General features: G+C 71.7%; 18 protein-coding genes. 6 read left to right on the forward strand and 12 right to left on the reverse strand.

Annotation, left to right across the window (positions count from 1 at the left end; translation table 11 throughout):
* Positions 1 to 113: 113 nt before the first annotated feature.
* From gap to FM076_RS07220, 7 genes are all read right to left on the reverse strand, one after another.
* The gene (gene gap, locus FM076_RS07190; RefSeq protein ID WP_173869101.1) at positions 114 to 1,118 is read right to left on the reverse strand and encodes a type I glyceraldehyde-3-phosphate dehydrogenase; all 1,005 of its coding nucleotides are present in this window, start codon (positions 1,116 to 1,118) and stop codon (positions 114 to 116) included.
* 234 nt (positions 1,119 to 1,352) lie between these two features.
* On the reverse strand, positions 1,353 to 2,330 hold the full coding sequence (whiA, locus tag FM076_RS07195) for a DNA-binding protein WhiA (RefSeq protein ID WP_016468208.1): 978 nt from the start codon (positions 2,328 to 2,330) through the stop codon (positions 1,353 to 1,355).
* Complete coding sequence (locus FM076_RS07200; RefSeq protein ID WP_243274351.1) at positions 2,321 to 3,346, reverse strand: gluconeogenesis factor YvcK family protein; 1,026 nt, start codon at positions 3,344 to 3,346, stop codon at positions 2,321 to 2,323. Before FM076_RS07200 ends, whiA begins: the two co-directional genes overlap by 10 nt.
* A 5-nt stretch (positions 3,347 to 3,351) precedes the next feature.
* Positions 3,352 to 4,296, reverse strand: coding sequence for an RNase adapter RapZ (gene rapZ, locus FM076_RS07205; protein ID WP_173869102.1), 945 nt, complete (start codon positions 4,294 to 4,296; stop codon positions 3,352 to 3,354).
* 38 nt (positions 4,297 to 4,334) lie between these two features.
* Positions 4,335 to 6,407, reverse strand: a complete 2,073-nt coding sequence (gene uvrC, locus FM076_RS07210) for an excinuclease ABC subunit UvrC (RefSeq protein WP_173869103.1) — start codon at positions 6,405 to 6,407, stop codon at positions 4,335 to 4,337.
* Positions 6,408 to 6,492: 85 nt separating this feature from the next.
* Positions 6,493 to 7,149, reverse strand: a complete 657-nt coding sequence (locus FM076_RS07215; protein WP_173869104.1) for an MBL fold metallo-hydrolase — start codon at positions 7,147 to 7,149, stop codon at positions 6,493 to 6,495.
* A 9-nt stretch (positions 7,150 to 7,158) separates the two neighbouring features.
* Positions 7,159 to 7,860: a maleylpyruvate isomerase family mycothiol-dependent enzyme gene (locus tag FM076_RS07220; protein WP_173869106.1), complete on the reverse strand. Its 702-nt coding sequence runs from the start codon at positions 7,858 to 7,860 to the stop codon at positions 7,159 to 7,161.
* A gap of 196 nt (positions 7,861 to 8,056) precedes the next feature.
* Between FM076_RS07220 and uvrA the strand changes: the two genes are divergently transcribed.
* Both uvrA and FM076_RS07230 read left to right on the forward strand, forming a co-directional pair.
* On the forward strand, positions 8,057 to 11,029 hold the full coding sequence (uvrA, locus tag FM076_RS07225; protein WP_173869107.1) for an excinuclease ABC subunit UvrA: 2,973 nt from the start codon (positions 8,057 to 8,059) through the stop codon (positions 11,027 to 11,029).
* 34 nt (positions 11,030 to 11,063) lie between these two features.
* Positions 11,064 to 11,507, forward strand: coding sequence for a Rieske 2Fe-2S domain-containing protein (locus FM076_RS07230; RefSeq protein WP_173869108.1), 444 nt, complete (start codon positions 11,064 to 11,066; stop codon positions 11,505 to 11,507).
* Positions 11,508 to 11,776: 269 nt separating this feature from the next.
* Here the strand turns inward: FM076_RS07230 and FM076_RS07235 are convergent, their stop codons facing one another.
* Positions 11,777 to 13,273 (reverse strand): sugar porter family MFS transporter, encoded by a 1,497-nt coding sequence (locus FM076_RS07235; RefSeq protein WP_173869109.1) that lies wholly within the window; start codon positions 13,271 to 13,273, stop codon positions 11,777 to 11,779.
* Positions 13,274 to 13,988: 715 nt separating this feature from the next.
* Here FM076_RS07235 and FM076_RS07240 point away from each other — a divergent pair.
* Positions 13,989 to 17,279 (forward strand): phosphodiester glycosidase family protein, encoded by a 3,291-nt coding sequence (locus FM076_RS07240; RefSeq protein ID WP_243274822.1) that lies wholly within the window; start codon positions 13,989 to 13,991, stop codon positions 17,277 to 17,279.
* A 164-nt stretch (positions 17,280 to 17,443) separates the two neighbouring features.
* Here the strand turns inward: FM076_RS07240 and FM076_RS07245 are convergent, their stop codons facing one another.
* The 4 genes from FM076_RS07245 to uvrB form a co-directional block, all read right to left on the reverse strand.
* Positions 17,444 to 18,529 (reverse strand): TerC family protein, encoded by a 1,086-nt coding sequence (locus FM076_RS07245; RefSeq protein ID WP_173869111.1) that lies wholly within the window; start codon positions 18,527 to 18,529, stop codon positions 17,444 to 17,446.
* A gap of 302 nt (positions 18,530 to 18,831) precedes the next feature.
* The gene (locus tag FM076_RS07250) at positions 18,832 to 20,769 is read right to left on the reverse strand and encodes a TerD family protein (protein WP_173869113.1); all 1,938 of its coding nucleotides are present in this window, start codon (positions 20,767 to 20,769) and stop codon (positions 18,832 to 18,834) included.
* A gap of 51 nt (positions 20,770 to 20,820) precedes the next feature.
* Complete coding sequence (locus FM076_RS07255; RefSeq protein ID WP_173869114.1) at positions 20,821 to 21,399, reverse strand: TerD family protein; 579 nt, start codon at positions 21,397 to 21,399, stop codon at positions 20,821 to 20,823.
* A 186-nt stretch (positions 21,400 to 21,585) separates the two neighbouring features.
* Positions 21,586 to 23,709 carry an excinuclease ABC subunit UvrB gene (gene uvrB, locus FM076_RS07260; RefSeq protein WP_180217726.1) on the reverse strand — a complete coding sequence of 708 codons (2,124 nt, stop codon included), beginning with the start codon at positions 23,707 to 23,709 and terminating at the stop codon, positions 21,586 to 21,588.
* A gap of 205 nt (positions 23,710 to 23,914) precedes the next feature.
* Here uvrB and FM076_RS07265 point away from each other — a divergent pair, with 205 nt between their 5' ends.
* The 3 genes from FM076_RS07265 to FM076_RS07275 all read left to right on the forward strand — a co-directional run.
* A complete protein-coding gene (locus FM076_RS07265) occupies positions 23,915 to 24,880 on the forward strand; it encodes a glycerophosphodiester phosphodiesterase (RefSeq protein WP_173869116.1) in 966 nt (321 codons plus the stop codon).
* A gap of 152 nt (positions 24,881 to 25,032) precedes the next feature.
* Positions 25,033 to 25,689, forward strand: a complete 657-nt coding sequence (locus FM076_RS07270; protein WP_173869117.1) for a methylated-DNA--[protein]-cysteine S-methyltransferase — start codon at positions 25,033 to 25,035, stop codon at positions 25,687 to 25,689.
* Between the two features lie 297 nt (positions 25,690 to 25,986).
* The coding region (locus tag FM076_RS07275; protein ID WP_173874561.1) for an MFS transporter at positions 25,987 to 26,703 on the forward strand (717 nt) is incomplete at its 3' end.

Here is a 26,703-nt window from a genome sequence, read left to right on the forward strand (position 1 = left end):
CTGCCCCGGTCGAACACCCGGTTGAACACCTGGTGGCACGCCCGGTTGAACACTGCATGGGACAGGGCTCGTGCGGCGCACGAGCCCTGTCGTTCAGCTGTGGCCGCCCGGGTTCAGAGCTGGGAGCCGACGTAGCTGGTCAGGTCGACGAGGCGGTTCGAGTAGCCCCACTCGTTGTCGTACCAACCGATGATCTTGGCCTGGTTGCCGTCGACCATCGTGAGGGAGGCGTCGAAGGTGCAGGACGGGGGCTGGTTGACGATGTCCGAGGAGACGATGGCGTCCTCGGTGTACTCGACGATGCCCTTCAGCTGCCCCTCGGCGGCCTTCTTGAAGGCAGCGTTGACCTCGTCCTTGGTGGTCTCGCGCTTCAGCTCCAGCACCAGGTCGGTGACCGAGCCGGTGGGGACCGGGACGCGCATGGCGATGCCGTCCAGCCGGCCCTTGAGCTGCGGGAGGACCAGCGCGGTGGCCTTCGCGGCACCCGTGGTGGTCGGGATGATGTTCTCGGCGGCGGCCCGGGCGCGGCGCAGGTCCTTGTGCGGGAAGTCCAGGATGCGCTGGTCGTTGGTGTAGGCGTGCACCGTGGTCATCAGGCCGCGCTCGATACCGAAGGTCTCGTCCATGATCTTCGCCATCGGGGCCACACAGTTGGTGGTACAGGAGGCGTTGGAGATCACGTTGTGGCTGGCGGCGTCGTACTTCTCCTGGTTGACGCCCATCACCACGGTGATGTCCTCCTCCTTGGCCGGAGCCGAGATGAGGACCTTCTTCGCGCCGGCCTCCAGGTGCTTGGCGGCGTCCTGGCGCTTGGTGAAGATGCCGGTGGACTCGACGATGATGTCGGCGCCCAGGTCGCCCCAGGGGAGCTTGGCCGGGTCCTTCTCCGCCATCGTCTTGAAGGTCTGCTTGCCGACGGTGATCGTGTCCTCGGTGTGGCTCACCTCGTACGGAAGCCGCCCGAGAACACTGTCGTACTTGAGCAGGTGCACCAGGGTGGCGTTGTCGGTCAGGTCGTTGACACCGACGATCTCGATGTCCGCACCCTGGTTCAGCAATGCGCGGAAGTAGTTACGACCGATACGGCCAAAGCCGTTGATTCCTACGCGGATCGTCACGAACCGATCTCCTCGCTAGGTACGCCGGTGCGGACACCGGCGAGTGCTGTTTGGGATGTCCCCGACCGAGTCCGACCCTACCTCTCCATCGCGGCGGGGATCACATCGGCCGGACGGGCCGGAGAGCCGTGTCAGCCAGCCGCTCAGCCGAGCAATTCGGGGCTCGTTCCGATGCCCTTTTCCTTGCTCAACCGAGCATTTCCCGGCTCATTCAGCCGATGCTCGGCCGGCCCGTCAGCCGACCATTTCCTCGGTCAGATTGGACTCGGTACCCGGAATTCCGAGGTCCTGCGCACGCTTGTCCGCCATCGCCAGCAGCCGCCTGATCCGGCCCGCCACCGCGTCCTTGGTCAGCGGCGGGTCCGCGAGCGCCCCCAGCTCCTCCAAAGAGGCCTGCTTGTGCTCCATGCGCAGCCGTCCGGCGGCGGCCAGGTGCTCGGGCACCTCGTCGCCGAGGATCTCCAGCGCGCGCTGCACCCGGGCGCCGGCGGCGACGGCCGCGCGGGCCGAGCGGCGCAGGTTGGCGTCGTCGAAGTTGGCGAGCCGGTTGGCGGTGGCCCGCACCTCGCGGCGCATCCGCCGCTCCTCCCAGGCCAGCACCGACTCATGGGCGCCCAGCCGCGTCAGCAGCGCGCCGATGGCGTCACCGTCCCGGACGACGACGCGGTCCACGCCGCGCACCTCGCGGGCCTTCGCGGCGATCTGCAGCCGCCTCGCCGCGCCGACGAGGGCGAGCGCCGCCTCCGGTCCCGGACAGGTGACCTCCAAGGAGGAGCTGCGGCCGGGCTCGGTGAGCGAACCGTGGGCGAGGAACGCGCCGCGCCAGGCGGCCTCGGCGTCGCAGGTGGCCCCCGAGACCACCTGCGGGGGCAGGCCCCGGATGGGGCGGCCCCGGCCGTCGACGAGGCCGGTCTGCCGGGCGAGCTGGTCACCGCCCGCGACCACCCGTACGACGTACCGGCTGTTGCGCCGCAGCCCGCTGGGTGCCATCACCACCAGATCGGAGGAGTGGCCGAAGATCTCCAGGATGTCCTTGCGCAGCCGCCGGGCGGCGATGCCCGTGTCCAGCTCCGCCTCGATCACGATCCGCCCGCTCACCAGGTGCAGCCCACCCGCGAAGCGCAGGATCGACGAGACCTCTGACTTCCGGCAGCAGGTGCGGGTGACGGGAAGCCGGGAGATCTCGTCCTTCACCGCAGGCGTCATCGCCATGGGCCGATCCTTCCATGCATCCGAAAAATACGGTCGTACGCGGCGGCCAGCAGCTCCGGATCGTGCCGGGAAGCCCCTTCAGATGCCGCCACGGGCGCCAGCTCGACCTTCCCGCCCAGCTGCTCGGCGGCCTCGCTGAGGGAGTCCTGGTCGGGCACGGCATCCTGGTCGGCCAGCACCACGTCGAAGGTGAGTTTAGGGGCGTGTCGGGCCAAAACCTCCAAATGACGCTGCGGGGAAAAACCGTCCGTTTCCCCCGGCTGCGGAGCGAGGTTGAGAGAGAGGACCTTGCGCGCCTTGGTCTCGGTGAGCGCCTGGAGCAGTTCGGGTACCAGCAGGTGCGGGATGACGGAGGAGAACCAGGAGCCCGGCCCCAGCACCACCCAGTCGGCGTCGAGCACGGCGCGTACGGCCTCCGGCACGGCGGGCGGGTCGTGCGGGACCAGGTGGACCTCCTGGACCTCGCCGGGGGTGAGGGCGACGGTGGCCTGGCCGCGGACCGTGGACAGGTCGTCGGGGTGCGCGGGGTCGTGGCCGCGCACCAGGGCGCGCAGCTCCAGCGGAACGGCGGACATCGGCAGCACCCTGCCGTGCGCCCCCAGCAGCTTGCCGACCAGGTCGAGCGCCTGCACATGGTCGCCCAGCTGTTCCCACAGGGCGACGATCAGCAGGTTGCCGACCGCGTGGTCGTGCAGGTCGCCGCGGCTGACGAAGCGGTGCTGGATCACCTCGGCCCAGGTGCGGCCCCACTCGTCGTCGCCGCACAGCGCCGCCAGCGCCTTGCGCAGGTCCCCGGGGGGCAGCACACCCAGCTCGTCGCGCAGCCGCCCGCTGGAGCCGCCGTCGTCGGCGACGGTGACCACGGCGGTGAGGTCCCCGGTGATGCGGCGCAGCGCCGTCAGCGACGCCGACAGTCCCATGCCGCCGCCGAGCGCCACCACCTTGGGCTGCTTGGAGGTGAGGCCGCGCAGCGCTCCGCGCGGCCCGGCCAGATGCCTCAGGCTCCTACGGGCCATGGGCGTCACTCACGCCCCATGTCACGGTGGACGACCACCGTCTCCACGCCCCCGTCGGACAGCCTGCGGGCCAGCTTCTCGGACATGGCGACGCTGCGGTGCTTGCCGCCGGTGCAGCCCACGGCGACGGTGACGTACCGCTTGCCCTCCCTGCGGTAGCCGGCCGCGATCAGCTGGAGCAACTCCGTGTAGCGGTCCAGGAACTCCTTGGCACCGGGCTGGTTGAAGACGTAGTTGGAGACCTCCTCGCTGGTGCCGGTGTAGGGGCGCAGCTCGGGGACCCAGTGCGGGTTGGGCAGGAAGCGGCAGTCCACGACGAGGTCGGCGTCCACGGGCAGCCCGTATTTGTAGCCGAACGACATGACGGTGGCCCGCAGTTCCGGCTCCTCGTCGCCCGCGAACTGGGCGTCCAGCTTGGCCCGCAGCTCGTGCACGTTCAGGCTGGAGGTGTCGATCACCAGGTCGGCGTCGCCGCGCAGCTCGCGCAGCAGGTCGCGCTCGGCGGCGATGCCGTCCACGATGCGGCCGTCGCCCTGGAGCGGGTGGGGCCGGCGCACCGACTCGAAGCGGCGCACCAAGGCCTCGTCGGAGGCCTCCAGGAAGACGATGCGCCGGGCGACGTTGAAGGCCGCCAGGTCGGCGAGCGAGCCCTTGAGGTTGTCGAAGAAGTTGCGGCCGCGCACGTCGACGACCACCGCGATCCTGGCGACGTTGCCCTGGGACCGGGCACCCAGCTCGACCATGGTCGGGATCAGCTCCGGCGGCAGGTTGTCGACCACGAACCAGCCGAGATCCTCCAGACACTTGGCCGCGGTGCTGCGGCCCGCACCCGACATCCCGGAGATGATCACCAACTCCGGGATCGTCGCGTTCGCCGACTCCTCCGGCTGCGCCGTCCCCAGCGTACTCACCACTGCTCCGTCTCCGCGCTGCTCGCTCTGCGCGCTCATGCTGTCATCCCCCGGGGTGTCGTCTTCGTGCGGTTTGCTCACTCTTCTTCAACGATCTCACCCGTGGCGGTATTCACCGCCGGACCCGAGGGCACGGCCCCGGCCAGCGCCGCCACGACCGTCTCGGCGGTCTTGCGGCCCACGCCGGGGACCTGGGAGATCTCCTCCACGGAGGCGGCACGCAGCTTCTTGACCGAGCCGAAGTGCTTGAGCAGCGCCTTCTTGCGGGCCTCCCCCAGACCCTGCACGTCGTCCAGCGGGCTGCTGCGGAGCCGCTTGCCCCGCTTGCCGCGCTGGTAGCGGATGGCGAAGCGGTGCGCCTCGTCGCGGACCCGCTGGAGCAGGTAGAGGCCCTCGCTGGAGCGGGGCAGCACCACCGGGTCGCTCTCGCCGGGCAGCCACACCTCTTCCAGCCGCTTGGCCAGCCCGCAGACGGCCACGTCGTCGATGCCCAGCTCGTCCAGCGCCGCCTGCGCGGCGGCGACCTGCGGCTGCCCGCCGTCGACGACCACGAGCTGCGGCGGGTACGCGAACTTCTTGGGCCGCCCCTCCTCGTCCCGCCCGGCGCCCTGGGCGGGCTGCGCGGGCTGGGCGGATCCGTCCGCGGGGTGCGGGGCAGGGGCCCGGCCCGCCGGCCCCGCCTCCAGTTCGCCGCCCAGCTCCTCCTCCGGCCACTCCCCGGTCCGCTGCTTGTCCACCAGGTAGCGGCGGAAGCGGCGGCTGACGACCTCGTGCATGGCCCGCACGTCGTCCTGGCCCGCGAAGGACTTGATCTGGAAGCGGCGGTACTCGCTCTTGCGCGCGAGGCCGTCCTCGAAGACGACCATGGAGGCCACCACGTCGTCACCCTGGAGGTGGGAGATGTCGAAGCACTCGATGCGCAGCGGGGCCGAGTCCAGATCGAGGGCCTCGGCGATCTCCTCCAGCGCGCGGGAGCGGGTGGTCAGGTCGGAGGCCCGCTTGGTCTTGTGCAGCACCAGGGCGTGCTCGGCGTTGCGCCGGACCGTCTCCATCAGGGCGCGCTTGTCGCCGCGCTGCGGGATGCGCAGGCTCACCTGGGCGCCGCGCCGCTCGGAGAGCCACTGCGCTATGGGCTCCGCCGGCTCGGGCAGGGCCGGGACCAGCACCTCCTTGGGGACGCCGCCGCTGCCGCCGCCGGTGGCCGCGTCGCCCTCCTCGGCGCCGTAGAGCTGCTGGAGCGCGTGCTCGACCAGCTCGGCGGTGCCCACCGCCTCGACCTTGTCGGTGACCCAGCCGCGCTGCCCGCGTACGCGACCGCCGCGTACATGGAAGATCTGGACGGCGGCCTCCAGCTCGTCCTCGGCCACCGCGATCAGATCGGCGTCGGTGGCGTCGGTGAGGACGACGGCGTTCTTCTCCATCGCGCGCTTGAGCGCGTCGATGTCGTCGCGCAGCCGGGCGGCGCGCTCGTACTCCAGCTCCTCGGCCGCCTCCTGCATCTCCCGCTCCAGGCGGCGCAGGTAGGAGCCGGTGTGCCCGGCCATGAAGTCGCAGAACTCCTCGGCCAGTTCGCGGTGCTCCTGCGGGGTGACCCGGCCGACGCAGGGGGCGGAGCACTTGCCGATGTAGCCGAGCAGGCAGGGGCGGCCGATCTGCCGGGAGCGCTTGAAGACCCCCGCGGAGCAGGTGCGCACGGGGAAGACCCGCAGCATCAGGTCGACCGTCTCGCGGATGGCCCACGCCTGGCCGTAGGGGCCGAAGTAGCGCACGCCCTTCTTCTTGGGGCCGCGCATCACCTGGACGCGGGGGAACTCCTCGTTCATCGTCACCGCGAGGGACGGATAGCTCTTGTCGTCGCGGTACTTGACGTTGAAGCGGGGCGCGAACTCCTGGATCCAGGTGTATTCGAGCTGGAGGGCCTCCACCTCGGTGCTCACGACCGTCCACTCGACGGAGGCCGCCGTGGTCACCATCGTGCGGGTGCGCGGATGGAGGCCGGCGAGGTCCTGGAAGTAGTTGCCGAGCCGCTGGCGGAGGCTCTTGGCCTTGCCGACGTAGATCACCCTGCGGTGTTCGTCGCGGAAGCGGTAGACCCCGGGCGAGTCGGGGATCTCTCCCGGTTTCGGACGGTAGGTGGAGGGGTCTGCCATACCTCACACCCTACTGGGGCGGGGTGACAGCGATCATCGGGCGCGCGGCCCCGGGCCGCGCGCCCCTCAGCGTGTGCGCCGTCGGCTACCAGCCGCGTTCGCGCCACTCCGCCAGGTGCGGGCGCTCGGTCCCCAGAGTGGTGTCGGCGCCGTGCCCGGGGTACACCCAGGTCTCGTCCGGGAGTTGGCCGAACAGCTTGTTCTCGACGTCGTCGATGAGGCGGGCGAAGTTCTCCGCGTCGCCGAAGGTGTTGCCCACCCCGCCGGGGAAGAGGCAGTCGCCCGTGAACAGGTGCGGGTGGCCGGAGGGGTCGTCGTAGACGAGGGCCACGGAGCCGGGGGTGTGCCCGGTCAGGTGGCGTGCGGTCAGCTCCACCTCGCCGACCCGCAGAGTGTCCCCGTCCTCGAGCAGGACATCGGTGGGGACGGGGATGCCCTCGGCGTCGTACCGCCCGGCGCAGGTGCGCGCCCCCGTGGCGGCCACCACCTCGGCCAGCGCCTGCCAGTGGTCGCCGTGCCGGTGGGTGGTGACGACGGAGGCGATGCCGTCGTCACCGATGAGTTCCAGCAGGGTGCCCGCGTCGTTCGCGGCGTCGATCAGGAGCTGCTGCCCTGTGGCCCGGCAGCGCAGCAGGTACGCGTTGTTGTCCATGGGGCCGACGGCGACCTTGGAGATCATCAGATCCCGCAGCTCGTGCACGTCCGCGGGGCCGCCGACCGTCACGTTTCCGCTGTATGGCATGGGCTCACCCTAGAGTGCGGGCAGCTCGGGCAGGGGCCCCCTCGCCGACAGGCCGCTTCCGGTGGTCCGTCCGGTGAGCCAGCCGACCAGGGCGACGGGGGTGCCGGCCACCACGAGCGGACCGTCCTCCCCCGCCTCGGTGGCGCCGGTCCGCCATGTCGTGCCGTCCTCGGCGCGCAGCTCAAGGGCGACGGGGACGTTGGGGTGCCCGGCGAAGCGGCGGGCCATGTTCGCCAGCTCCCGGTCGACGAAGGTGCCCGGCAGGTCCTGGAGGGTGTAGCCGATGCCGAGGTCCACGTGGTGCAGCTCGACCTCGATCCAGCGGCGGAAGGGGAGGGAGGAGGCGAGATCCGTCACACCGTTGCGCAGGGTGACGGTGCGCTTCCAGTCGTCCTCACCGAGCGCGGCGAAGGCGCTCTCCAGGCGGGAGGCGGAGGCCCGGACGTCGTCCACCAGCTCGTCCAGGGTGCGGTGCGCGCCCTTCTGGATGTCGGCGTCGCGGGCCTCGGCGCTGACGTACATCGGGCGGCCCGCCAGGACGTTGACGAGGGCGTCGGCGTTGCGGGCGAGGTGGGCGAGCACGTGGGCGCGGGTCCAGCCTGGCAGCCGGGAGGGCCCGGCCACCTGCGAGGGCTCCAGTTTGACGGTGGCGCTGAGCAGGCGTCCGGTCGCGGTCCGTACGAGTTCGGCGTCGTGCGCGGGCGTCGTCATGATCCAAAGCTACGGGGCCACTCGTTCGTGTGGAAGATGACGAGGCCGCCCGTAATTCGAAAACACGTGCTATAGAGTCGAAGGCCGGCTCCGCTCCCGAAGCGCACGACACTCCGGGCGGCGCCGTCCTACTCTTGGTCGGGGACTCCCGCGGTGCGGCGGGCTCCCGTTCCTCACATGAAAGGTGCCGACAGGCGTGACCGACCGTCTTCTCGTCCGTGGCGCTCGCGAGCACAACCTGCAGAACGTCTCGATAGACCTCCCCCGTGACTCGCTCGTCGTCTTCACGGGGCTGTCGGGCTCGGGCAAGTCCTCGCTCGCCTTCGACACGATCTTCGCGGAGGGCCAGCGGCGTTACGTCGAGTCGCTGTCCGCCTACGCACGGCAGTTCCTCGGGCAGATGGACAAGCCCGACGTCGACTTCATCGAGGGGCTCTCCCCCGCGGTCTCGATCGACCAGAAGTCGACCTCGCGCAACCCGCGCTCGACGGTCGGCACCATCACGGAGGTCTACGACTACCTCCGCCTGCTCTACGCCCGGATCGGCAAACCCCACTGCCCCGTCTGCGGCCGGCCCATCGCCCGCCAGTCGCCGCAGGCGATCGTGGACAAGGTGCTCGGCCTGGAGGAGGGCAGCCGCTTCCAGGTCCTCTCCCCGCTGGTGCGCCAGCGCAAGGGCGAGTTCGTCGATCTCTTCAACGAGCTGCAGGCCAAGGGCTACAGCCGCGCCCGGGTGGACGGGCAGACGGTCCAGCTGTCCGAGCCGCCGAAGCTCAAGAAGCAGGAGAAGCACACCATCGAGGTGGTCGTGGACCGCCTCACCGTCAAGAGCAGCGCCAAGCGGCGGCTGACGGACTCGGTGGAGACGGCGCTCGGACTGTCGGGCGGCATGGTCATCCTCGACTTCGTCGACCTGGAGCAGGACGACCCGCAGCGCGAGCGGATGTACTCCGAGCACCTGTACTGCCCGTACGACGACCTGTCGTTCGAGGAGCTGGAGCCCCGCTCGTTCTCCTTCAACTCCCCCTTCGGCGCCTGCCAGGTGTGCACCGGTATCGGCACCCAGATGGAGGTCGATCCGGAGCTGATCGTCCCCGACGAGGAGAAGTCGCTGGACGAGGGCGCCCTGCACCCCTGGTCGCACGGGCACACCAGGGAGTACTTCGGCCGGCTGATCGGCGCCCTGGCCGACGCGCTCGGCTTCCGTACGGACATCCCGTGGGCGGGCCTGCCCGCGCGGGCCAAGAAGGCACTGCTGTACGGGCACAAGACCCAGGTCGAGGTGCGCTACCGCAACCGGTACGGCCGCGAGCGGGCGTACACCACCGCGTTCGAGGGCGTCGTCCCGTTCGTCAAGCGGCGGCACTCGGAGGCGGAGACCGACAGCAGCCGGGAGCGCTTCGAGGGCTACATGCGCGAGGTGAACTGCCCGGCCTGCGAGGGCACCCGGCTCAAGCCGCTGGTGCTGGCGGTGACCGTGCAGGGCAAGTCCATCGCGGAGGTCTCCGCGATGTCGATCACCGAGTGCGCCGACTTCCTGCGCGAGCTGAAACTGACCGGGCGCGACAAGCAGATCGCCGAGCGCGTCCTGAAGGAGGTCAACGAGCGGCTGCGCTTCCTGGTGGACGTCGGCCTGGACTACCTGTCCCTCAACCGCGCCGCGGGCACCCTCTCCGGCGGCGAGGCGCAGCGCATCCGCCTGGCCACCCAGATCGGCTCCGGACTCGTCGGTGTGCTGTACGTCCTGGACGAGCCGTCCATCGGCCTGCACCAGCGCGACAACCACCGGCTGATCGAGACCCTGGTGCGGCTGCGCGACCTGGGCAACACGCTCATCGTCGTCGAGCACGACGAGGACACCATCAAGGCGTCCGACTGGGTCGTGGACATCGGTCCCGGCGCGGGCGAGCACGGCGGCAAGGTGGTGCACAGCGGCCCGTTGAAGGAGCTGCTGGCCAACGAGCAGTCCATGACCGGCCAGTACCTGGCCGGCAAGCGGGAGATCCCGGTGCCGCAGGTGCGCCGCCCCGTCGACCCGGCGCGGCAGCTGACCGTGCGGGGGGCGCGGGAGAACAACCTGCGCGACATCGACGTCTCCTTCCCGCTGGGCGTCCTCACCGCCGTCACGGGCGTGTCCGGCTCCGGCAAGTCGACGCTGGTCAACGACATCCTCTACACCCACCTGGCCCGCGAGCTGCACGGCGCCAGGACGGTGCCGGGCAGGCACACCCGCGTCGAGGGCGACGACCTGGTGGACAAGGTGGTGCACGTCGACCAGTCGCCCATCGGCCGCACACCGCGCTCCAACCCGGCCACCTACACCGGGGTGTTCGACCACATCCGCAAGCTATTCGCCGAGACGACGGAGGCGAAGGTCCGCGGCTACCAGCAGGGCCGCTTCTCCTTCAACGTCAAGGGCGGCCGCTGCGAGAACTGCGCGGGCGACGGCACCATCAAGATCGAGATGAACTTCCTGCCGGACGTGTACGTGCCCTGCGAGGTCTGCCACGGCGCGCGCTACAACCGGGAGACCCTGGAGGTCCACTACAAGGGCAAGAACATCGCCGAGGTCCTGGACATGCCGATCGAGCAGGCCCTGGACTTCTTCGAGGCGGTGCCCGGCATCGCCCGTCATCTGAGGACCCTCAACGACGTGGGGCTCGGCTACGTGCGGCTCGGCCAGTCCGCGCCCACGCTCTCGGGCGGTGAGGCGCAGCGGGTGAAGCTGGCGAGCGAGTTGCAGCGGCGCTCGACGGGCCGGACGGTCTACGTCCTGGACGAGCCGACGACGGGCCTCCACTTCGAGGACATCAGGAAGCTCATCGGCGTCCTGGAGGGCCTCGTCGACAAGGGCAACTCCGTACTGGTCATCGAGCACAACCTCGACGTCATCAAGACCGCGGACTGGGTCGTCGACCTCGGCCCCGAGGGCGGCATCGGCGGCGGCACGGTCGTCGCCGAGGGCACGCCCGAGCAGGTGGCGGCGGAGCCCGCCAGCCACACCGGCAAGTTCCTGCGGGACATCCTGGGCGACCGCGTCAGCGACGCCGCCCCGGTCAGGGCGGCGGCGAAGAAGCGGTCCGCCAGGTCCGGCGCCGGAACGGCCGCCAAGAAGGCGACGGCCGCGAAGGCCACCGCCAGGAAGACGGCCGCGACCAGGAAGCGCTGACCGGCCGGCCGGACCGGACAGAAGAGGACGTAGAGTGCGGCGCGTGACGACGAGCAAGGAATCGCCGGCCACGCGCCGCACCGTGCTGTGCGGCGCCGCGCTGGCCGCGCTGGGGTTGACCGCCGCGGCATGCGGCGGAGGTGGGTCCGGGGGCTCCGGGGCCTCGGAAGGTCCCGACGAGCCCGTGGACCTGGGCGACGCGAAGGCCGTGCCGGTGGGCGGCGCCAAGCTGTACGCCGAGCAGAAGGTGCTGGTCTCGCAGCCGGAGGAGGGCGACTTCAAGGGGTTCAGCGCCGTGTGCACCCACCAGGGAAGCCTGCTGGGCGAGGTGGACGGGGACGTGGCCGTCTGCCCCATGCACGGGAGCCGTTTCCATGTGGACACGGGCGAGGTCGCCAAGGGTCCCGCCACCCAGGCGCTGCCGTCCGTCCCGGTGAAGGTGCGCGGCGGCAAGCTGATCGCCGGCCCGGAGAGCTGAGGCCCCGGGGGCGGGCCGCGGGAACCGCGGGCGGGGCCCGACGCCGCGGCGGGTCCCAGGGGACGGGAGCCCCGGAGGCAGAAGTCTCCGGGACGGGACTCCCAAGGACGGGACTCCCAGAGGCGGAGTCCAAGGGACCGCAGTCGCAAGGACGGAAGCCTCGGGCGCGGAAGTCCCAGGGCCGGAAGCCTCCGGGGTGGCGGAAGTCCCAGGGGCAGAAGTCAGGGGCAGAAGTTCCAGGGGGAGAGAGCCTTCTGTGCCGGAGTGCCTCAGGAGCGGGGCCGCTCGCCGGGGGTGGAGGTCGCCACGCCGGTGCCCAGCGGCGGGGCGGTACCCGGACGGAGCCCTCCCCCGGTGGTACCGGGCTCCCCCTCGGACGGCCAGCGGCCTCCGTTCTGCCAGTACGCCCTGATCTCCTCCAGTTGCCGGCCCTTGGTCTCGGGCGCCACCCGGGCCATGAAGACCAGGGCGATCAGCGCCAGGGCGGCGAAGCCGCCGAAGGCCCAAGTGGCGCCGAGGCCCTCCAGCACAGAGGGGAAGAACTGGGCGACGAGGAAGTTCGCCGCCAGGTCCGCGGTGAGCATCACCGAGGCGCCCAGGGAGCGCAGCCGCGCGGGGAAGGCTTCCGAGGCGTAGACCCAGATGAGCGCGCCGAACCCGAAGTTGAACGCCGCGGTGAACAGGGCGATCGCACCGAAGCCGAGCCAGATCCCGGCTCCGCTGAGCGAGTGGGTGCCGAAGAGTGCGGCCAGCACGAGCAGGGTGGCCAGCATGGTGCCGATGCCCGAGAGCAGGACGACGCGGCGGCCGAGCCGGTCCACGACGAACAGGGCGGCGACCGTGGCGGCCAGCGAGACCAGCTCGACGATCGCGGGGAGCAGGAACGCCTGCCCGTCGCCGTGGAAGCCGAGGGTCCGGAAGATCTGCGGGCTGTAGTAGGTGACGGCGTTGATGCCGGTGATCTGACAGAAGAAGCCCATGCCGAGGACGAAGACCGTGGCGCGGAGGAAGGGGCGGCGGACCATCTGTCCCAGTGAGCCACCGCGGCCCCGCCGCTCGGTGCGCAGCTCGTGCTGGATGGCGGCGGTCTCGGCGAGCGGGTCCACGTCCGGGTCGGTGGCGGCCATCACGCGGGCCGCCTCGTCCACCCGGCCCTTGAGGAGGTACCAGCGGGGGCTGTCGGGCAGCCGCAGCAGCGGGATGACGACCAGGGCGGAGGGGATCGCGGCGAGGCCGAGCATGATCCGCCAGTGGCCGCCGCCGGACAGGCCCCAGTTGACGAAGTAGGTCAGCGTGATCCCGGCGACACAGGCCACCTGGTAGCCGGCGACCGCGGCGCCCCGCAGCCGGGCCGGGGTGGACTCGGCGATGAACAGGGGCGCCGCCACGATGGAGACGCCGATCGTGACGCCCAGGCAGAAGCGCACCAGGTCGAGGACGAGGACCGTGGGTGAGAGGGCCGAGAGCGCGGAGAAGACGGCGTACGCGGCGGCGACGAGCACCATGGTGGGCTTGCGGCCGAGCGCGTCGGCGAGCCGTCCCGCGACCAGGGCGCCCAGGATGTTGCCGAGCACCAGGATGCTGTTGACGAACCCCGCCTCGCCCGCGCTCAGGTCGAAGTCCTCGCTCAGGAAGACCAGCGCGCCGGAGATGGAGCCGGTGTCGTAGCCGTAGACCACCCCCACGACCGCGCCGGTGAGCGCGATCATGCGGCCGGCGCGGTAGCCGGAGGAGAGTGGGGGCGGGGCGGTGGGCGGTGCTGCCATGGTGCGGGCCCTTCGGTGCGTCCTGGCGGCCTGTCGTCCGACGCGGCCGGTGCGCGGTGGCGGCGGCCGGGGTGCCGAGGGCACCGTGGGGCCGTCCGCCCGCCGTCGTATGCCGTCGGACGCTGCCGCACGCCGTCGGATGCGTACTCCTGGGAGGGGTTCGAGGCGTTCGAGGGGGCAGGGGGTGCGTGGTCGTGCAAGGTTTCCGCTGGTTTCGCGCAACTGTCAACAGAGACGCGGGCGATTTTGCGCGTTCATGAGCGGAAACCACTCCGATACGTCGGAAAAGGGCAGTCGTGGGGTCCGTTCGAGTCAGGGCGGCCCCTATTCCGCGCCCGTTACGCCGCATGCGCCTCCGCCAGACTGATGTTTCCCCCGACTTCGCTCCCGCCCTCTGGTGTAGACCGGTCCCCCTTGGGACCCTGTGCGGCACTGTGCGCAGAAAGTGCCGAGAACACAGGTCTTCGTGGGGGACGTTGTGAGACAAGTCCACGCACGCGCCAACCGGTCCACGACACGCGGAAGACTCGCCCGGTCGCTGCTGCCCGCGGCGGCCGTCTCCGCGCTGCTGACCGGCCTCCTGCCGGCCGGCATCACACTGGCGGCCACGCCCGCCATCCCGTCCGCCCGGCAGGCGGCACCGGCCGCCGCACCACCCGCCGTGGCCGACCGCAGCCCCGCAGCCCACGGCAGTTCCATGGCCGACGGCGACGGCATGGAACTCTCCCGCACCACCCGCCCCCTCGCACCCGGCGCCTCGCTCACCTCCTTCTCCCGCCTGGAGTCGGACAAGTGGCTGCGGGCCGACGCGCTCTCGCTGGAACTCGGCAGCGCCGAGAGCGGCACGAGCGCCGACTACCTGTCCACCGGCAAGGTCTCCGAGCGGCGCACCGTCAGCCGGCTGGCCGCCGCGCACAAGCCCGGCAAGGGGCGCCGCACCATCGCGGCGATCAACGCGGACTTCTTCGACATCAACGAGACGGGCGCTCCCCTCGGACCGGGGATCGACAACGGCGCACCGACCCACTCCCCCGCCCCGGGCACCTCCGAGGCGGCCGGGATCGGCCCCCGGGCGGCCGGCCGCATCCTGGACCTGTACTTCGAGGGAACGGTCACCCTCCCCGGGGGTGCCGCCCCGCTCGCCGGACGGAACGCCGCGAACGTGCCGGAGGGCGGCATCGGCCTGTACGACTCGCACTGGGGCGACGCCGACCGGGCGCTGACGGTCGATCAGGAACCGAAGGTGACCGAGGTGACGGTCGAGGACGGCAAGGTCGCCTCCGTCGCGGAGAAGCCCGGAAAGGGTGACATCCTTGACGGGACGACCGTTCTGCTGGGCCGGGGAGCGGGTGCCGCCCGGCTGGCCGCCCTGCGCCCCGGCGACCCGGTGGCCGTCGAGTACCGGGTGCGCACCGACGACGGCTCCCCGGTGCCGCGAACCGCGGTCGGCGGCCGGGGCCTGCTGGTCGTGGACGGGAAGCCGCAGAACTGGGACGGCAGGCCGAACAACACGGCGGCGCCGCGCACCGCGGTCGGGTTCTCCAAGGACGGCGGCACCATGCACGTGCTGACCGTGGACGGCCGCCAGGCGGCCTCCGGCGGCGTGACCCTCACCGAACTGGCGCTGATGATGACGAGGCTGGGCGCCCACAACGCCCTCAACCTCGACGGCGGCGGCTCCTCCACCCTGCTGGCCCGCGAGCCGGGCTCCGACACCCTGCGGCTGGAGAACTCCCCCTCCGACGGCGAGGAACGCGAGGTGCCCAACGGTCTGGCGCTGACCGCTCCCGAAGGTTCGGGGCGGCTGAGCGGCTACTGGGTGAAGACGGCCCTCGACCCGGACCGGGCCCCGACCGCCGACACCGTGCCGGGCGGCCACCCGGACCGGGTCTTCCCCGGTCTGCGGCGCACCCTGACCGCCGCCGCGTACGACGAGACCTACGGGCCCGCCACCGGAGCGCCCCGCCCCTCCTGGCACACGGCACGGCCCCGCGTGGGCCGCGTCGAGGGCAGGGCCGACGGGAGCGGCGTCTTCCACGCCCGCCGCGGCGGCACCACCGAGGTGACCGCGCGCGGGGGCGCCACGAACGGCTCCGCCAAGGGCTCGGTGACGCTGCGGGTCCTCGGGGAGCTGGACCGCGTCCGGCCCACCACGGACCGGGTCGGGCTGGCGGACGGCCACGCCAAGGGCTCGTTCGGGCTGGTCGGCTACGACGCGGACGGCAACAGCGCACCGATCGAACCGGCCGACGCACGGCTCTCGTACGACCGTTCGCTGTTCTCCGTCGTGCCCGACCAGGACGCGGCGGGCGGCGGGTTCACCGTCACCCCGCGCTCCGGTCAGGAGTCGGCCTCCGGCACGGTGACCGTCACGGTGCGCGGGAAGACGACACGGCTGGCCGTCACCGTCGGGCTGCGGGAGCAGACGGTCGCGGACTTCGACGACGCTTCCGCGTGGAAGTTCAGCGCGGCCCGTGCCACCGGATCGGTGGCGCCCGAACCGTCCGGCAAGGAGGGCGGCGGACTGAAGCTCAGCTACGACTTCACCCAGTCGACCGCCACCCGCGCCGCCTACGCCACCCCGCCCGCCGACCGGTCGATTCCCGGCCAGCCACGCGGCTTCACCCTGTGGATCAGAGGGGACGGCTCCGGTGCCTGGCCCTCGCTCCACCTCAAGGACGCGGCCGGCACCGACCAGGTGCTGCGCGGACCGCTGGTGGACTGGCGCGACTGGCGCCAGGTCACCTTCGACGTACCCGAAGGAGTGGCATACCCGCTGACACTGCGCCGCTTCTACCTGGCCGAGACCCGACCCCAGGCGCAGTACAAGGGCCAGGTGGTGCTGGACGAACTCGTGGCGCGCACCCCGCCCGATGTCGCCCTTCCGGCCGCCGGGCGCCCGCACGACCCGCTGGTCTCCACGGCAGCCGAGGTGGCCGGGCGCGACTGGCGGTTCGCGGTGATGTCGGACGCGCAGTTCGTGGCCCGTGACCCGGACAGCGAGGCGGTACGGCAGGCACGCCGCACCCTGCGGGAGATCCGCGCGGCCCGCCCGGACTTCCTGGTCGTCAACGGCGACCTGGTGGACGAGGGATCGCCGGCGGATCTGGCGTTCGCCCGGAAACTGCTGACCGAGGAGCTGGGCGACGCCCTCCCCTGGTACTACGTCCCCGGCAACCACGAGGTGATGGGCGGCTCCATCGCCGATTTCGTCAAGGAGTTCGGCCCCGCGCAGCGCACGTTCGACCACAAGGGCACCCGGTTCCTCACCCTCGACACCTCGTCGCTGACGGTGCGCGGCGGCGGGTACGGGCAGTTCCAGGAACTGCGGCGGCAGCTGGACGAGGCGGCGCGGGACCGCCGCGTCACCTCGGTCGCCGTCATCCAGCACGTGCCCCCGCGCGATCCGACGCCGCAGCAGGCCAGCCGGCTCACCGACCGGATGGAGGCCGACCTGCTGGAGGACTGGCTGTCCCGCTTCCGCGCCCGCTCGGGCAAGGGCGCGGCCTTGGTCGCCGGGCACGTGGGGACCTTCGACGCCTCCCGGGTGGACGGCGTGCCCTACCTCGTCAACGGCAACGCGGGGAAGTCGCCCGCCGCCCCACCGGACCAGGGCGGGTTCACCGGGTGGTCGCTGCTGGGCATCGACAAGGGCCGGCCGCACCGGGACGGCGACTGGCTCTCCGTGCAGACCCGCGCCCACGTGGACCGGCTGACGCTCCAGGCCCCCGAGCGGCTGTCGGTGGGCGGCAGCGGCACGGCGTCGGCCACTGTCGAACAGGGCACCGGCCCGGGCGCGCGCCGGGTGCCGGTCGGCTGGCCGGTCAGCGCGGACTGGCCGGGTTCGGCGGGGCTGTGTGTGCGGGGCAGCGTGCCCCGGGGGCGGTGTGTGGCCGGGTACGACCCAAAGAGCGGTGTGCTGCGCGGGCGCGCGCCGGGCACCGTCACGCTGTCGGTGCTCGTCAACGGGGTGAGGGCCGAGCAGAAGGTGACCGTCACCCGCTGACCGGCCGTCCGGGCATCCCCGCGCTCCCGCCGGAAGCGACCCGCCCCCGCCCCACCGGCAGGCGGAGGGGAAGTGCCCCGGCCCCGCCCCCTACCGGAAGGGGTGACGGGGCGGGGCCGGGAGCCCGGGCCGGGCGGTGCCGGGCCGGGCCCGGGAGGCCGGGGTCAGGAGTCCACTTCCGCCTTGCGGGCGGCCTCGGCTTCCCGGGTCCTCTCGGTGCCTTCGGCGCCCCCGTCGCCGTCCGAGGACTCCGCCCCCGCACCCTCCGGCCGCCCGGCCGACGCGGCGCGCTCGCCCTCCCCGGCCTTGGCCTGCTTGCTGGAGGCCATCAGGGAGGTGATCGTGGTGACGATCAGCACGGCGCAGATGACACCCAGCGAGACCGGGATGCTGATCTCCGGCACGTGCACTCCGGTCTCGTGCAGGGCGTGCAGCACCAGCTTGACGCCGATGAAGCCGAGGATGACCGACAGCCCGTAGGACAGGTGCACCAGCTTCTTCAGCAGACCGCCGATGAGGAAGTACAGCTGCCGCAGGCCCATCAGGGCGAAGGCGTTGGCGGTGAAGACGATGTACGGGTCCTGCGTCAGGCCGAAGATGGCCGGGATGGAGTCCAGCGCGAAGAGGACGTCGGTGGTACCGATCGCGAGCATCACGATCAGCATCGGCGTCATCAGCCGCTTGCCGTTCTCCAGGATCGTCAGTTTGGTGCCGTGGTACTTGTCGGTGGACGGGAAGCGGCGCTCGATGGACTTGAGCAGCCGGTTCTCCTCGAAGTCCTCCTCCTCGTCCGCGCGGGCCTCCTGGATGAGCTTCCACGCCGTCCAGATGAGGAAGGCGCCGAAGAGGAAGAAGACCCAGGAGAAGGTGGAGATGATCGCGGCGCCGGCCGCGATGAAAATGCCGCGCAGCACCAGCGCTATGAGGACACCGACCATCAGCACGCGCTGCTGGTAGATGGTGGGGACCGCGAACTTCGCCATGATCAGGACGAAGACGAAGAGGTTGTCCACACTCAGCGACTTCTCGGTGATGAAGCCCGCGAAGAACTCCCCGGAGGCCTGACCTCCTCCGAACAGGAAGACGCCGAGCCCGAAGAGGGCGGCGAGGACGATCCAGACGGTCGTCCAGATCCCGGCCTCCTTGAGGGAGACCTCGTGCGGCTTGCGGCCGCCGATGAAGAAGTCGACAGCGATGAGGGCGCACAGACCGACGATGGTCAGCACCCAGACGGACGGGGAAACGTCCATGAGCAGTCCTCCGGCTTGCCTTGGAGCATGGGCCGGAGGTCTCTTCCACCCGGGACCGCCGCCCACAGCGGACCGGGCCGGCGCCCCGGGACCGGCCCTGTCCGGTCCGTACTGACGGGGTCACCGCGTGGCTGGGAATACTCCCCTCCGTTGAAAGAAAGAGTAAAGCAAACCCATGGAAAGGTAAAGAGGGGGGCAATGCCCCAGCTCAGGCGGGTGTGCGCGGTGGACCCGGCCGACTGGAGGAAGGTGGCGGCGGGGGTCGACGGGGCGACCGGGGCGACCGGGACGGGGCCCCGCGTTCACCCCCCGGCGGAGTGCCGGGCCGCCACCACGCGCCGCAGCACCTGCGGGACGACCTGGCTGTCGCCGGGCACCAGGGGCGGCTCGTACGTCCAGGCGTGGCCGACCCAGGGGTCCGCCAGGTGGTCGTCGGGCACGGGGGTCAGCCGCAGCAAGGAGCGCCACAGCGGGTCGAGCACGGGCCCGTAGCCGCCGGCCTCGTCCCGGTCGGCGACCATCATCAGGCTGACGCCGACCGAGGGGCCCTCGTCCGCGAGGTAGCGGAGCTGGTTGACCGCGCGGTCGTCGAAGCCGTGCGGGAAGTCGTGAACGACCAGCAGCTGGTCGGCGACGTCGAGGTCGGGCGGCAGCGCGTCGGTGGCCCCGCTGCGCACCGCCATCTGCACCAGGTCCACCCGCCGTGTCAGCCGCTCCAGGGTGCGGGCGACGCCCGAGGCCCCCGCCGCGGGCGCCTCGCCCAGCACCCCGGACTCGACCAGCGGCAGCAGCGCGGTGGCCGCCGCGCCCGCCGGATCGATGACGTGCACCGACATCTCGCCCGCCGGGTGGACGGCGACGATGCGTGCCGCGAGGGCCGTCGCGGTGAGCGCGGCGAGCCGCCGCAGTTCGTCCGTGTCCGCGAGGGAGGTCTCGCCGCCCCGCGCCCGCCCGCTGTCGATCCACAGGCCCCGCTCCAGCGGCAGCCGCACCAGCAGCGGGATGCGCAGACCGGCATGCTCGGGCAAGCTCAGGTCGCCCACCCGCAGCCCCATGGGGCGCCCGGCGGGCGGCTGGTACGCCTGCCAGACCGGACTGTCCCAGCGGGCCAGCGCGGGCGGCAGCGCGGGTTCGACCACGTCCGCCTCGGCCTCCAGCTGGGCGAGGTCCCGCTCCAGCGACGTCTCGGCCTGTTCGACGAGGGCGTTGTGCTTGGCGTGGGCCGCGGCGCGGGCGGCGTCGGCCGCGGGGCCGATGCGGGTGCGCGGGTCGCCCAGGACGTCCTCCAGCTCCCGTTCCATCCGCGACGCGGCGAAGTCCACGGCGGACCGGTAGGCCGCGACCGTGCGGGCCAGGTCCTCGAACATGCCCCATATCTGGTTGTAGAGCCGCTCCTCCATCGACCAGCCCGGGGCATCCCCGGCGACGGGCTGCGAGCCGTCCCCCTGCGGTGGGGCGGGAGGCGGGGCGGCGGGAGCGGGCGGGGCGGCGGGACGCGCCGCGGTCGGTCCCGTGGTAGTCCGCCCCGTGGTGGTCCGCCCCGTGGTGGACGGTCCCGTGGTGGACGGTCCCGTGGCCGGAGCCGCCGGTGCGGCGGCGGGCTGCGGGGCGGCGGCGCGGCGGGGGTGGCGGTAGTCGATCCCCCCTCCGCCGGCCGAGCCGTCCTGTGGCCGGGCCACCGAGCGGGCCCTTCCGGCGGCGACCGCCTCGTCGATGGTCCCGGCGAGCGCGTGCGCGTCACCGAGGCCCTGGTCGGCCAGCAGCGCGGCGAGTCCGTCGGCGTAGCCCTGTCCGACGGCCCGCACCTTCCATGCCCCCTGGCGCCGGTACAGCTCCATGGCGACGACGGCGGACTCTGCGCCCAGTCCGGTCACCGTGTATCCGGCGATCTCCTCGCCGTCCAGGCCCGTGACGGCGACGAAGGGCGCGGCCAGCCCGGCGAAGGCGGCAGGGCCGCCCGTCCCGGTGGGCAGGGACAGCAGGACGTTCACCCGGTGGACGCCCTGCGGGAGCGCCGCGAGATCGACGGCGAGGCGGTGGGCGGCCGCCGCCTGACGGGAGACCTCCACCCCGGGCAGCCGCGGCTCGGCCGGGTGGGCGATCCACCCGGCGTCGCGCAGACGCCCCCGCTCGTCGTTGAGGGTCGCCCCCGCGATGACCGGTGTGTCCGCCGTCACCCGTATCTCCACCCGGGTACCGGGCAGCGGGTGGTTCTGCCCCCGGACCAGCTCGGCCGTCATCCTCGCGCCTCTCCCCTGCGGCTCGTCACGCCTGCGGCTGGACCAGGGCGGTCACAGCTTCGGCAGGATCGCCGGCATCAGGTCCTGGAAGGTGCGGCCGTTGGTGGGCTCGCCGATGGCGGTCATCTGCCAGCCACCGCCCTGCCGGTGCACCTTGGCCATGATCTGCGCCGTGTACTGGCCGCCGCCGGTGAGGGTGTAGCGGGCCATCTCCTGGCCGTTGGTCTCGTCGACGATGCGGCAGAAGGCGTTCTCGACCTCGGCGAACGTCTGGCCGGTGAAGGAGTTCACCGTGAAGACGATCTGGTCGATGTGCACCGGGACGCGCTGGAGGTCCACCGTGATGGCCTCGTCGTCGCCGCCCTGGCCGACACCGCCCACCAGGTTGTCGCCGGTGTGCTTGACCGAGCCGTCGTCGCTCACCAGGTGGCGGAAGAAGACGACGTCGACCGGCTGCTTGTCGGCGAAGAGCACCGCCGAGGCGTCCAGGTCGATCTCCTTGGTGCGCTTCCCGAAGAGCCCGCGGCGCTGTGCGGCCTTCCAGCCCAGGCCCATGCGCACGGCCGTGAGGTTGCCCCCGTCGCTCTTCTGCAGGCTGATGGCCTGGCCCTTGGACAAGTTGACCGACACGTGCGTCCCCTCTCTGACCCTCTGCCGAACAGGGGCCCGACCCTCTGTGAACACCGGCCGCCAACGGGCGGCCATCAGGCACAGCACCCTACGCAAGGGCACCGACAGCGGCGGCGGCCGCCCGCGTCTTGTGTCGTTCTTGCAACACTCGCCGCGCCCGGGCCGGGCTCCGGCGGGAACCCGGGGCTACTTGAGCCCTACCTCCTTCATCTGGCGCAGCTCCTTCTTCAGTTCGCCCACCTCGTCGCGCAGCCGCGCGGCCACCTCGAACTGCAGCTCGGCCGCCGCGGCGCGCATCCGCTCGGTCAGCTCCTCGATGGTCTCCGCCAGCTCCGCGGCCGGCCGGTCGGTGAGTTCGGCCTCCTTGGCCCGCTTGCTCTTGGCCGGGGTGGGCGCCTTGGCCTTCGCGGCCTTGCCGCCCTTGCCCGTCTCGTCGCGCTGGCGGTAGCCCGTCTCCAGCAGTGCCTCGGTGTCGATCTGTTCGCGGGCGATGTCCGCGACGATGTCGCCGATCTTCTTGCGGAGCGGCTCGGGGTCGATGCCGTGCTCCTCGTTGTAGGCGATCTGCTTCTCGCGGCGGCGGTTGGTCTCGTCGATGGCCCGCTGCATGCCCGGGGTGATCTGGTCCGCGTACATGTGGACCTGGCCGGACACGTTGCGCGCCGCGCGGCCGATGGTCTGGATCAGCGAGGTGCCCGAGCGCAGGAAGCCCTCCTTGTCGGCGTCCAGGATCGCCACCAGGGAGACCTCGGGCAGGTCGAGGCCCTCACGCAGCAGGTTGATGCCCACCAGCACGTCGTACTCACCGGAGCGCAGCTCGCGCAGCAGTTCGATGCGGCGCAGTGTGTCCACGTCGCTGTGCAGATAGCGGACCTGGATGCCCAGCTCCGTGAAGTAGTCCGTCAGGTCCTCGGCCATCTTCTTGGTGAGGGTGGTGACCAGCACCCGCTCGTCGCGCTCCTCGCGGAGCCGGATCTCGTGCACCAGGTCGTCGATCTGGCCCTCGGTCGGCTTGACGACGACCTCCGGGTCGACGAGCCCGGTGGGGCGGATGACCTGCTCCACGTAGCCGTCGGAGCGGGCCAGCTCGTAGGGGCCGGGGGTGGCCGACAGATAGACCGTCTGGTCGATGCGCTCCAGGAACTCCTCCCACTTCAGCGGGCGGTTGTCCAGCGCGGAGGGCAGCCGGAAGCCGTGGTCGATCAGTGTGCGCTTGCGGGCCGCGTCGCCCTCGTACATCGCGCCGATCTGCGGGACCGTCTGGTGCGACTCGTCGATGACCAGCAGGAAATCGTCCGGGAAGTAGTCCAGCAGGGTGTGCGGGGCCGAGCCGGGCTCGCGGCCGTCGATGTGCCGCGAGTAGTTCTCGATGCCCGAGCAGGTGCCGATCTGGCGCATCATCTCGATGTCGTACGTGGTGCGCATCCGCAGCCGCTGGGCCTCCAGGAGCTTGCCCTGCTTCTCCAGCGACTCCAGCGTCTCGGCCAGTTCCGCCTCGATGGCGTTGATGGCGCGCTCCATGCGCTCGGGGCCGGCCACGTAGTGGGAGGCGGGGAAGACGTACAGCTCCTGGTCGTCCGAGATCACCTCGCCGGTGATCGGGTGGAGCGTGGAGAGCGCCTCGATCTCGTCACCGAACATCTCGATGCGGACGGCCAGCTCCTCGTAGACCGGGAAGATCTCGATGGTGTCGCCGCGGACCCGGAAGGTGCCCCGGGTGAACGACATGTCGTTGCGCGTGTACTGCACGTCCACGAAGCGGCGCAGCAGTTCGTCACGGTCGATCTCCTCGCCGACCTTCAGCGGCACCATGCGGTCCACGTACTCCTGCGGGGTGCCCAGGCCGTAGATGCAGGAGACGGAGGCGACCACGACGACGTCACGGCGGGTGAGCAGCGAGTTCGTCGCGCTGTGGCGCAGACGTTCGACCTCCTCGTTGATGGAGGAGTCCTTCTCGATGTAGGTGTCCGTCTGCGGGACGTACGCCTCGGGCTGGTAGTAGTCGTAGTACGACACGAAGTACTCGACCGCGTTGTTCGGCAGCAGCTCGCGGAACTCATTGGCCAGCTGGGCCGCCAGGGTCTTGTTCGGCGCCATCACCAGGGTCGGCCGCTGGAGCTTCTCGATCATCCACGCGGTGGTGGCCGACTTGCCGGTGCCAGTCGCACCCAGCAGCACGACGTCCTTCTCACCGGCGGTGACCCGCTGTGCGAGCTCCGCGATCGCCGTCGGCTGGTCTCCACTGGGCTGGTACGGGCTGACGACCTCGAAGGGCGCCACCTTGCGTTCGATCTCGGTGTTGGGCCGCATGCTCACCACGGTACGACCCGGCACTGACAGCCGGACCGCGCTCGCAAACTACCCCCCACTGGCAGATAGCTGCCAATTTGTTCCGTCGCAGGTCAGAGGCTTGGCCACCCCTCGTTCAGCTCTACGCCACTTTGTCCCCGCTTGTTTGTATTGCGCATCGGGAACTGTCATCGCAGTCCGTGCAGGCACAAGCGAGGAGTCCCGCATGTCGATACGCCCGCTGACCGCTGCCACCACAGGCGCGCTGCTGGGTATGAGCGCGCTCTTCCTCACCGCCGCTCCGGCCGCCACGGCCTCCGAGCGGCCGGCAAGACAGACGCCGGAGCCTGGCGTAGACTCCGCCGCCCCTTCGCCGCAGTCGGAAACGAGAAAACCCCATAAGTCCCCCCTGGCGGTGGCGCACCGCGGAGCGTCGGGTTACGCCCCGGAGAACACGCTCGCCGCCGTGGACAAGGCCCACGAGCTGGGCATCGACTGGGTCGAGAACGATGTGCAGCGCACGAAGGACGGTGAGCTGGTCGTCCTCCACGACACCACGCTCTCCCGTACGACCGACGTCGAACAGCGCTTCCCCGGCCGCAACCCCTGGAAGGTCTCCGACTTCACGCTCAAGGAGATCAAGACGCTCGACGCCGGCAGCTGGTTCGGCAACGAGTTCGCGGGCGAGCGGATCCCGACGCTGCGCGAGTTCCTGGACCGCGTCACCAGCAACGGCCAGAACCTCCTGCTGGAGCTGAAGTCACCGGAGCTCTATCCCGGCATCGAACGCGAGACGCTCGGCCAGCTGGGGCGCGAGGGCTGGCTGGACCACCGGCACACCAGGAACCGGCTCATAGTCCAGAGCTTCAACAAGAACGCCGTCGCCGAGATCCACAAGCGGAACGCCGCGGTGAAGACCGGCTTCCTGGGCACGCCCAAGACGGGCGAGCTGAAGGACTTCGCGAGGTTCACCGACCAGATCAACCCCACCTACGCGGACGCCACCAAGGACTACGTGCGCGCCGTTCAGGCGCTCAAGGGCCCCCACCACAAGCGGATGGAGGTCTTCACCTGGACCGTGAACGACGCCGCCACCGCCCGCAAGGTCGCCGACGCCGGGGTGGACGGCATCATCTCCAACAAGCCCGACATCGTCAGCGACGCGGTCGCCGGGGCGGCGACCGCCGGCTGACCCGCCGGTCCGGACCGCGCCCTGCCCCCGTGCGTCCCGGCTGCGACGCCGCCGGGCGCCCTCGGGGCGGGCGGGGGCAGTACCGGGGCGGAGGCCGAGGTTCCGGGGGCGGTTCGGAGGCGGGTGTCAGTGGGGCGCTCTAGGCTGCCGGTATGACTGACACTTCGGCCACCCCGCAGGCCGCGCACGGCGGCCGGGCCCCGGAGCCGGAAGGTCCCGCCCCGGAGCCGGACGGACCCGCCCCGGCCGCCTCCGCCCCGGCCCCGGGGACGTGCGTATGGGCCGTGCGGGAGACGCCCATCGGGCCGCTGATGCTCGCGGCCACCGGGAAGGGCCTGGTCAACGTCGTCTTCCATGCGCGGGGACGCACGCTGGAGCGGGCGCTGTCCCGGCTGGCCGGGCGCCTGGGGTGCGAGGTGATATCCGCCGAGCGTGCCCCGCGCGTGTCCGGTCACCTCCGCACGGCCCTGGCCGAGCTCGAACGCTACTTCGAGGGGGACCGCGCCCCCTTCACCGTCCCCCTGGACTGGTCGCTGACGGGCGGTTTCCACGCGCGCGTGCTGCACGAGCTGGCCCACACGGTGCCGTACGGGACGACCGTGGGGTATCAGGACCTGGCGGTCCGGGTGGGCGACGCGGGAGCGGCCCGCGCGGTGGGCGTCGCCATGGGGGCCAACCCGTTGCCGGTCGTGGTGCCCTGCCACCGGGTGCTGGAGAGCTCCGGTGCGATAGGCGGCTTCGGCGGCGGCCTGGAGACCAAACGCACTCTCCTCGCTCTGGAGGGCGTCCTGCCGCAGCCCCTGTTCTGACCCGGTGGCCGCCCGGGAGACGGCCCCTGCCGTCCGGCGGCCGACCCGGAGACGGCCCCTCGCCGCGAGACCCCCTCCTCGCCCTGGGACCGTGGTTCCATCGCCCCGGGGGAGTGGCCCGCCCGGGACCGTGACCTCGGCCGGGACCGTGACCTCGGCCGGGACGGTGGCCCCGCCCTGGGGCCGGGACGGTGGCCCCGCCCTGGTGGCCAGGTGCTCGCGCATCCGTGCGTGTTTCCGCCGTAAGTCCGTGGTGGAGGAGGTCATGCTCCTGCCAGACTGCGCGACGTGACGGACATGCGTGGGACGGCGGACGGTGCTGACACCCCGGGGAGGACGGCCGGTGCCTCCGGCGACCGGGCCACGAGGAAGACGGCCGCGGGGGTGCCCGCCCCCGATCCGGGCGGGGCCGCGCTGGGAGCCGTGCGGCGGCGGGTGCAGACGGCGCTGGTCCTCAGCCAGATCCTCGGCGGGCTCGGCGTCTCCACGGCGGTGGCACTGGCCTCCGTGCTCGCGGAGGAGATCGGCGGCTCCGAGGCCGTCGCCGGACTGGCCTCCACGTCCTCCGTGATCGGGACCGCGCTGCTGTCCCTGCCGTTCGCGGCCCTGACGGCACGGCGTGGGCGCCGGGTGGGGCTCACCACGGCGTACGCGGTGGCCGCCGTGGGCGGGGTGGTCGTCGTGGTGGCCGCCGCCACCCGCGTCTTCCCGCTGCTGCTGGTGGGCATGGCCGCGTTCGGCGCCAGCAACGCCGCGAACCTCCAGGTCCGCTTCGCCGCCGCTGACCTGGCCGAGCCGCACCACCGCGCGCGGGCCATCTCGACAGTCGTATGGGCGACCACCGTCGGCGCCGTACTCGGACCGAACATCGCGGCGCCCGCCGGAGCGAGCGTGGCCGGGCTGGGCATCCCGAAGGCCGCCGGTCCCTTCCTGTGGGGCACCGTCGTCTTCCTGGTCGCGGGGGCGCTGCTGCATCTGATGCTGCGGCCGGACCCGCTGCTGACGGCCCGGGAG

Source organism: Streptomyces albus subsp. chlorinus (genome assembly GCF_013302895.1).
Lineage (GTDB): Bacteria > Actinomycetota > Actinomycetes > Streptomycetales > Streptomycetaceae > Streptomyces > Streptomyces chlorinus.

Bases quoted from the DNA above. Each gene is read 5' to 3' on its own strand.
- whiA (WP_016468208.1), bottom strand. From the start codon at position 2,330: ATGGCGATGACGCCTGCGGTGAAGGACGAGATCTCCCGGCTTCCCGTC.
- FM076_RS07200 (WP_243274351.1), bottom strand. From the start codon at position 3,346: ATGGCCCGTAGGAGCCTGAGGCATCTGGCCGGGCCGCGCGGAGCGCTG.
- rapZ (WP_173869102.1), bottom strand. From the start codon at position 4,296: ATGAGCGCGCAGAGCGAGCAGCGCGGAGACGGAGCAGTGGTGAGTACG.
- uvrC (WP_173869103.1), bottom strand. From the start codon at position 6,407: ATGGCAGACCCCTCCACCTACCGTCCGAAACCGGGAGAGATCCCCGAC.
- FM076_RS07215 (WP_173869104.1), bottom strand. From the start codon at position 7,149: ATGCCATACAGCGGAAACGTGACGGTCGGCGGCCCCGCGGACGTGCAC.
- FM076_RS07220 (WP_173869106.1), bottom strand. From the start codon at position 7,860: ATGACGACGCCCGCGCACGACGCCGAACTCGTACGGACCGCGACCGGA.
- FM076_RS07235 (WP_173869109.1), bottom strand. From the start codon at position 13,273: ATGGCAGCACCGCCCACCGCCCCGCCCCCACTCTCCTCCGGCTACCGC.
- FM076_RS07240 (WP_243274822.1), top strand. From the start codon at position 13,989: ATGGAACTCTCCCGCACCACCCGCCCCCTCGCACCCGGCGCCTCGCTC.
- FM076_RS07245 (WP_173869111.1), bottom strand. From the start codon at position 18,529: ATGGACGTTTCCCCGTCCGTCTGGGTGCTGACCATCGTCGGTCTGTGC.
- FM076_RS07250 (WP_173869113.1), bottom strand. From the start codon at position 20,769: ATGACGGCCGAGCTGGTCCGGGGGCAGAACCACCCGCTGCCCGGTACC.
- uvrB (WP_180217726.1), bottom strand. From the start codon at position 23,709: ATGCGGCCCAACACCGAGATCGAACGCAAGGTGGCGCCCTTCGAGGTC.
- FM076_RS07265 (WP_173869116.1), top strand. From the start codon at position 23,915: ATGTCGATACGCCCGCTGACCGCTGCCACCACAGGCGCGCTGCTGGGT.
- FM076_RS07270 (WP_173869117.1), top strand. From the start codon at position 25,033: ATGACTGACACTTCGGCCACCCCGCAGGCCGCGCACGGCGGCCGGGCC.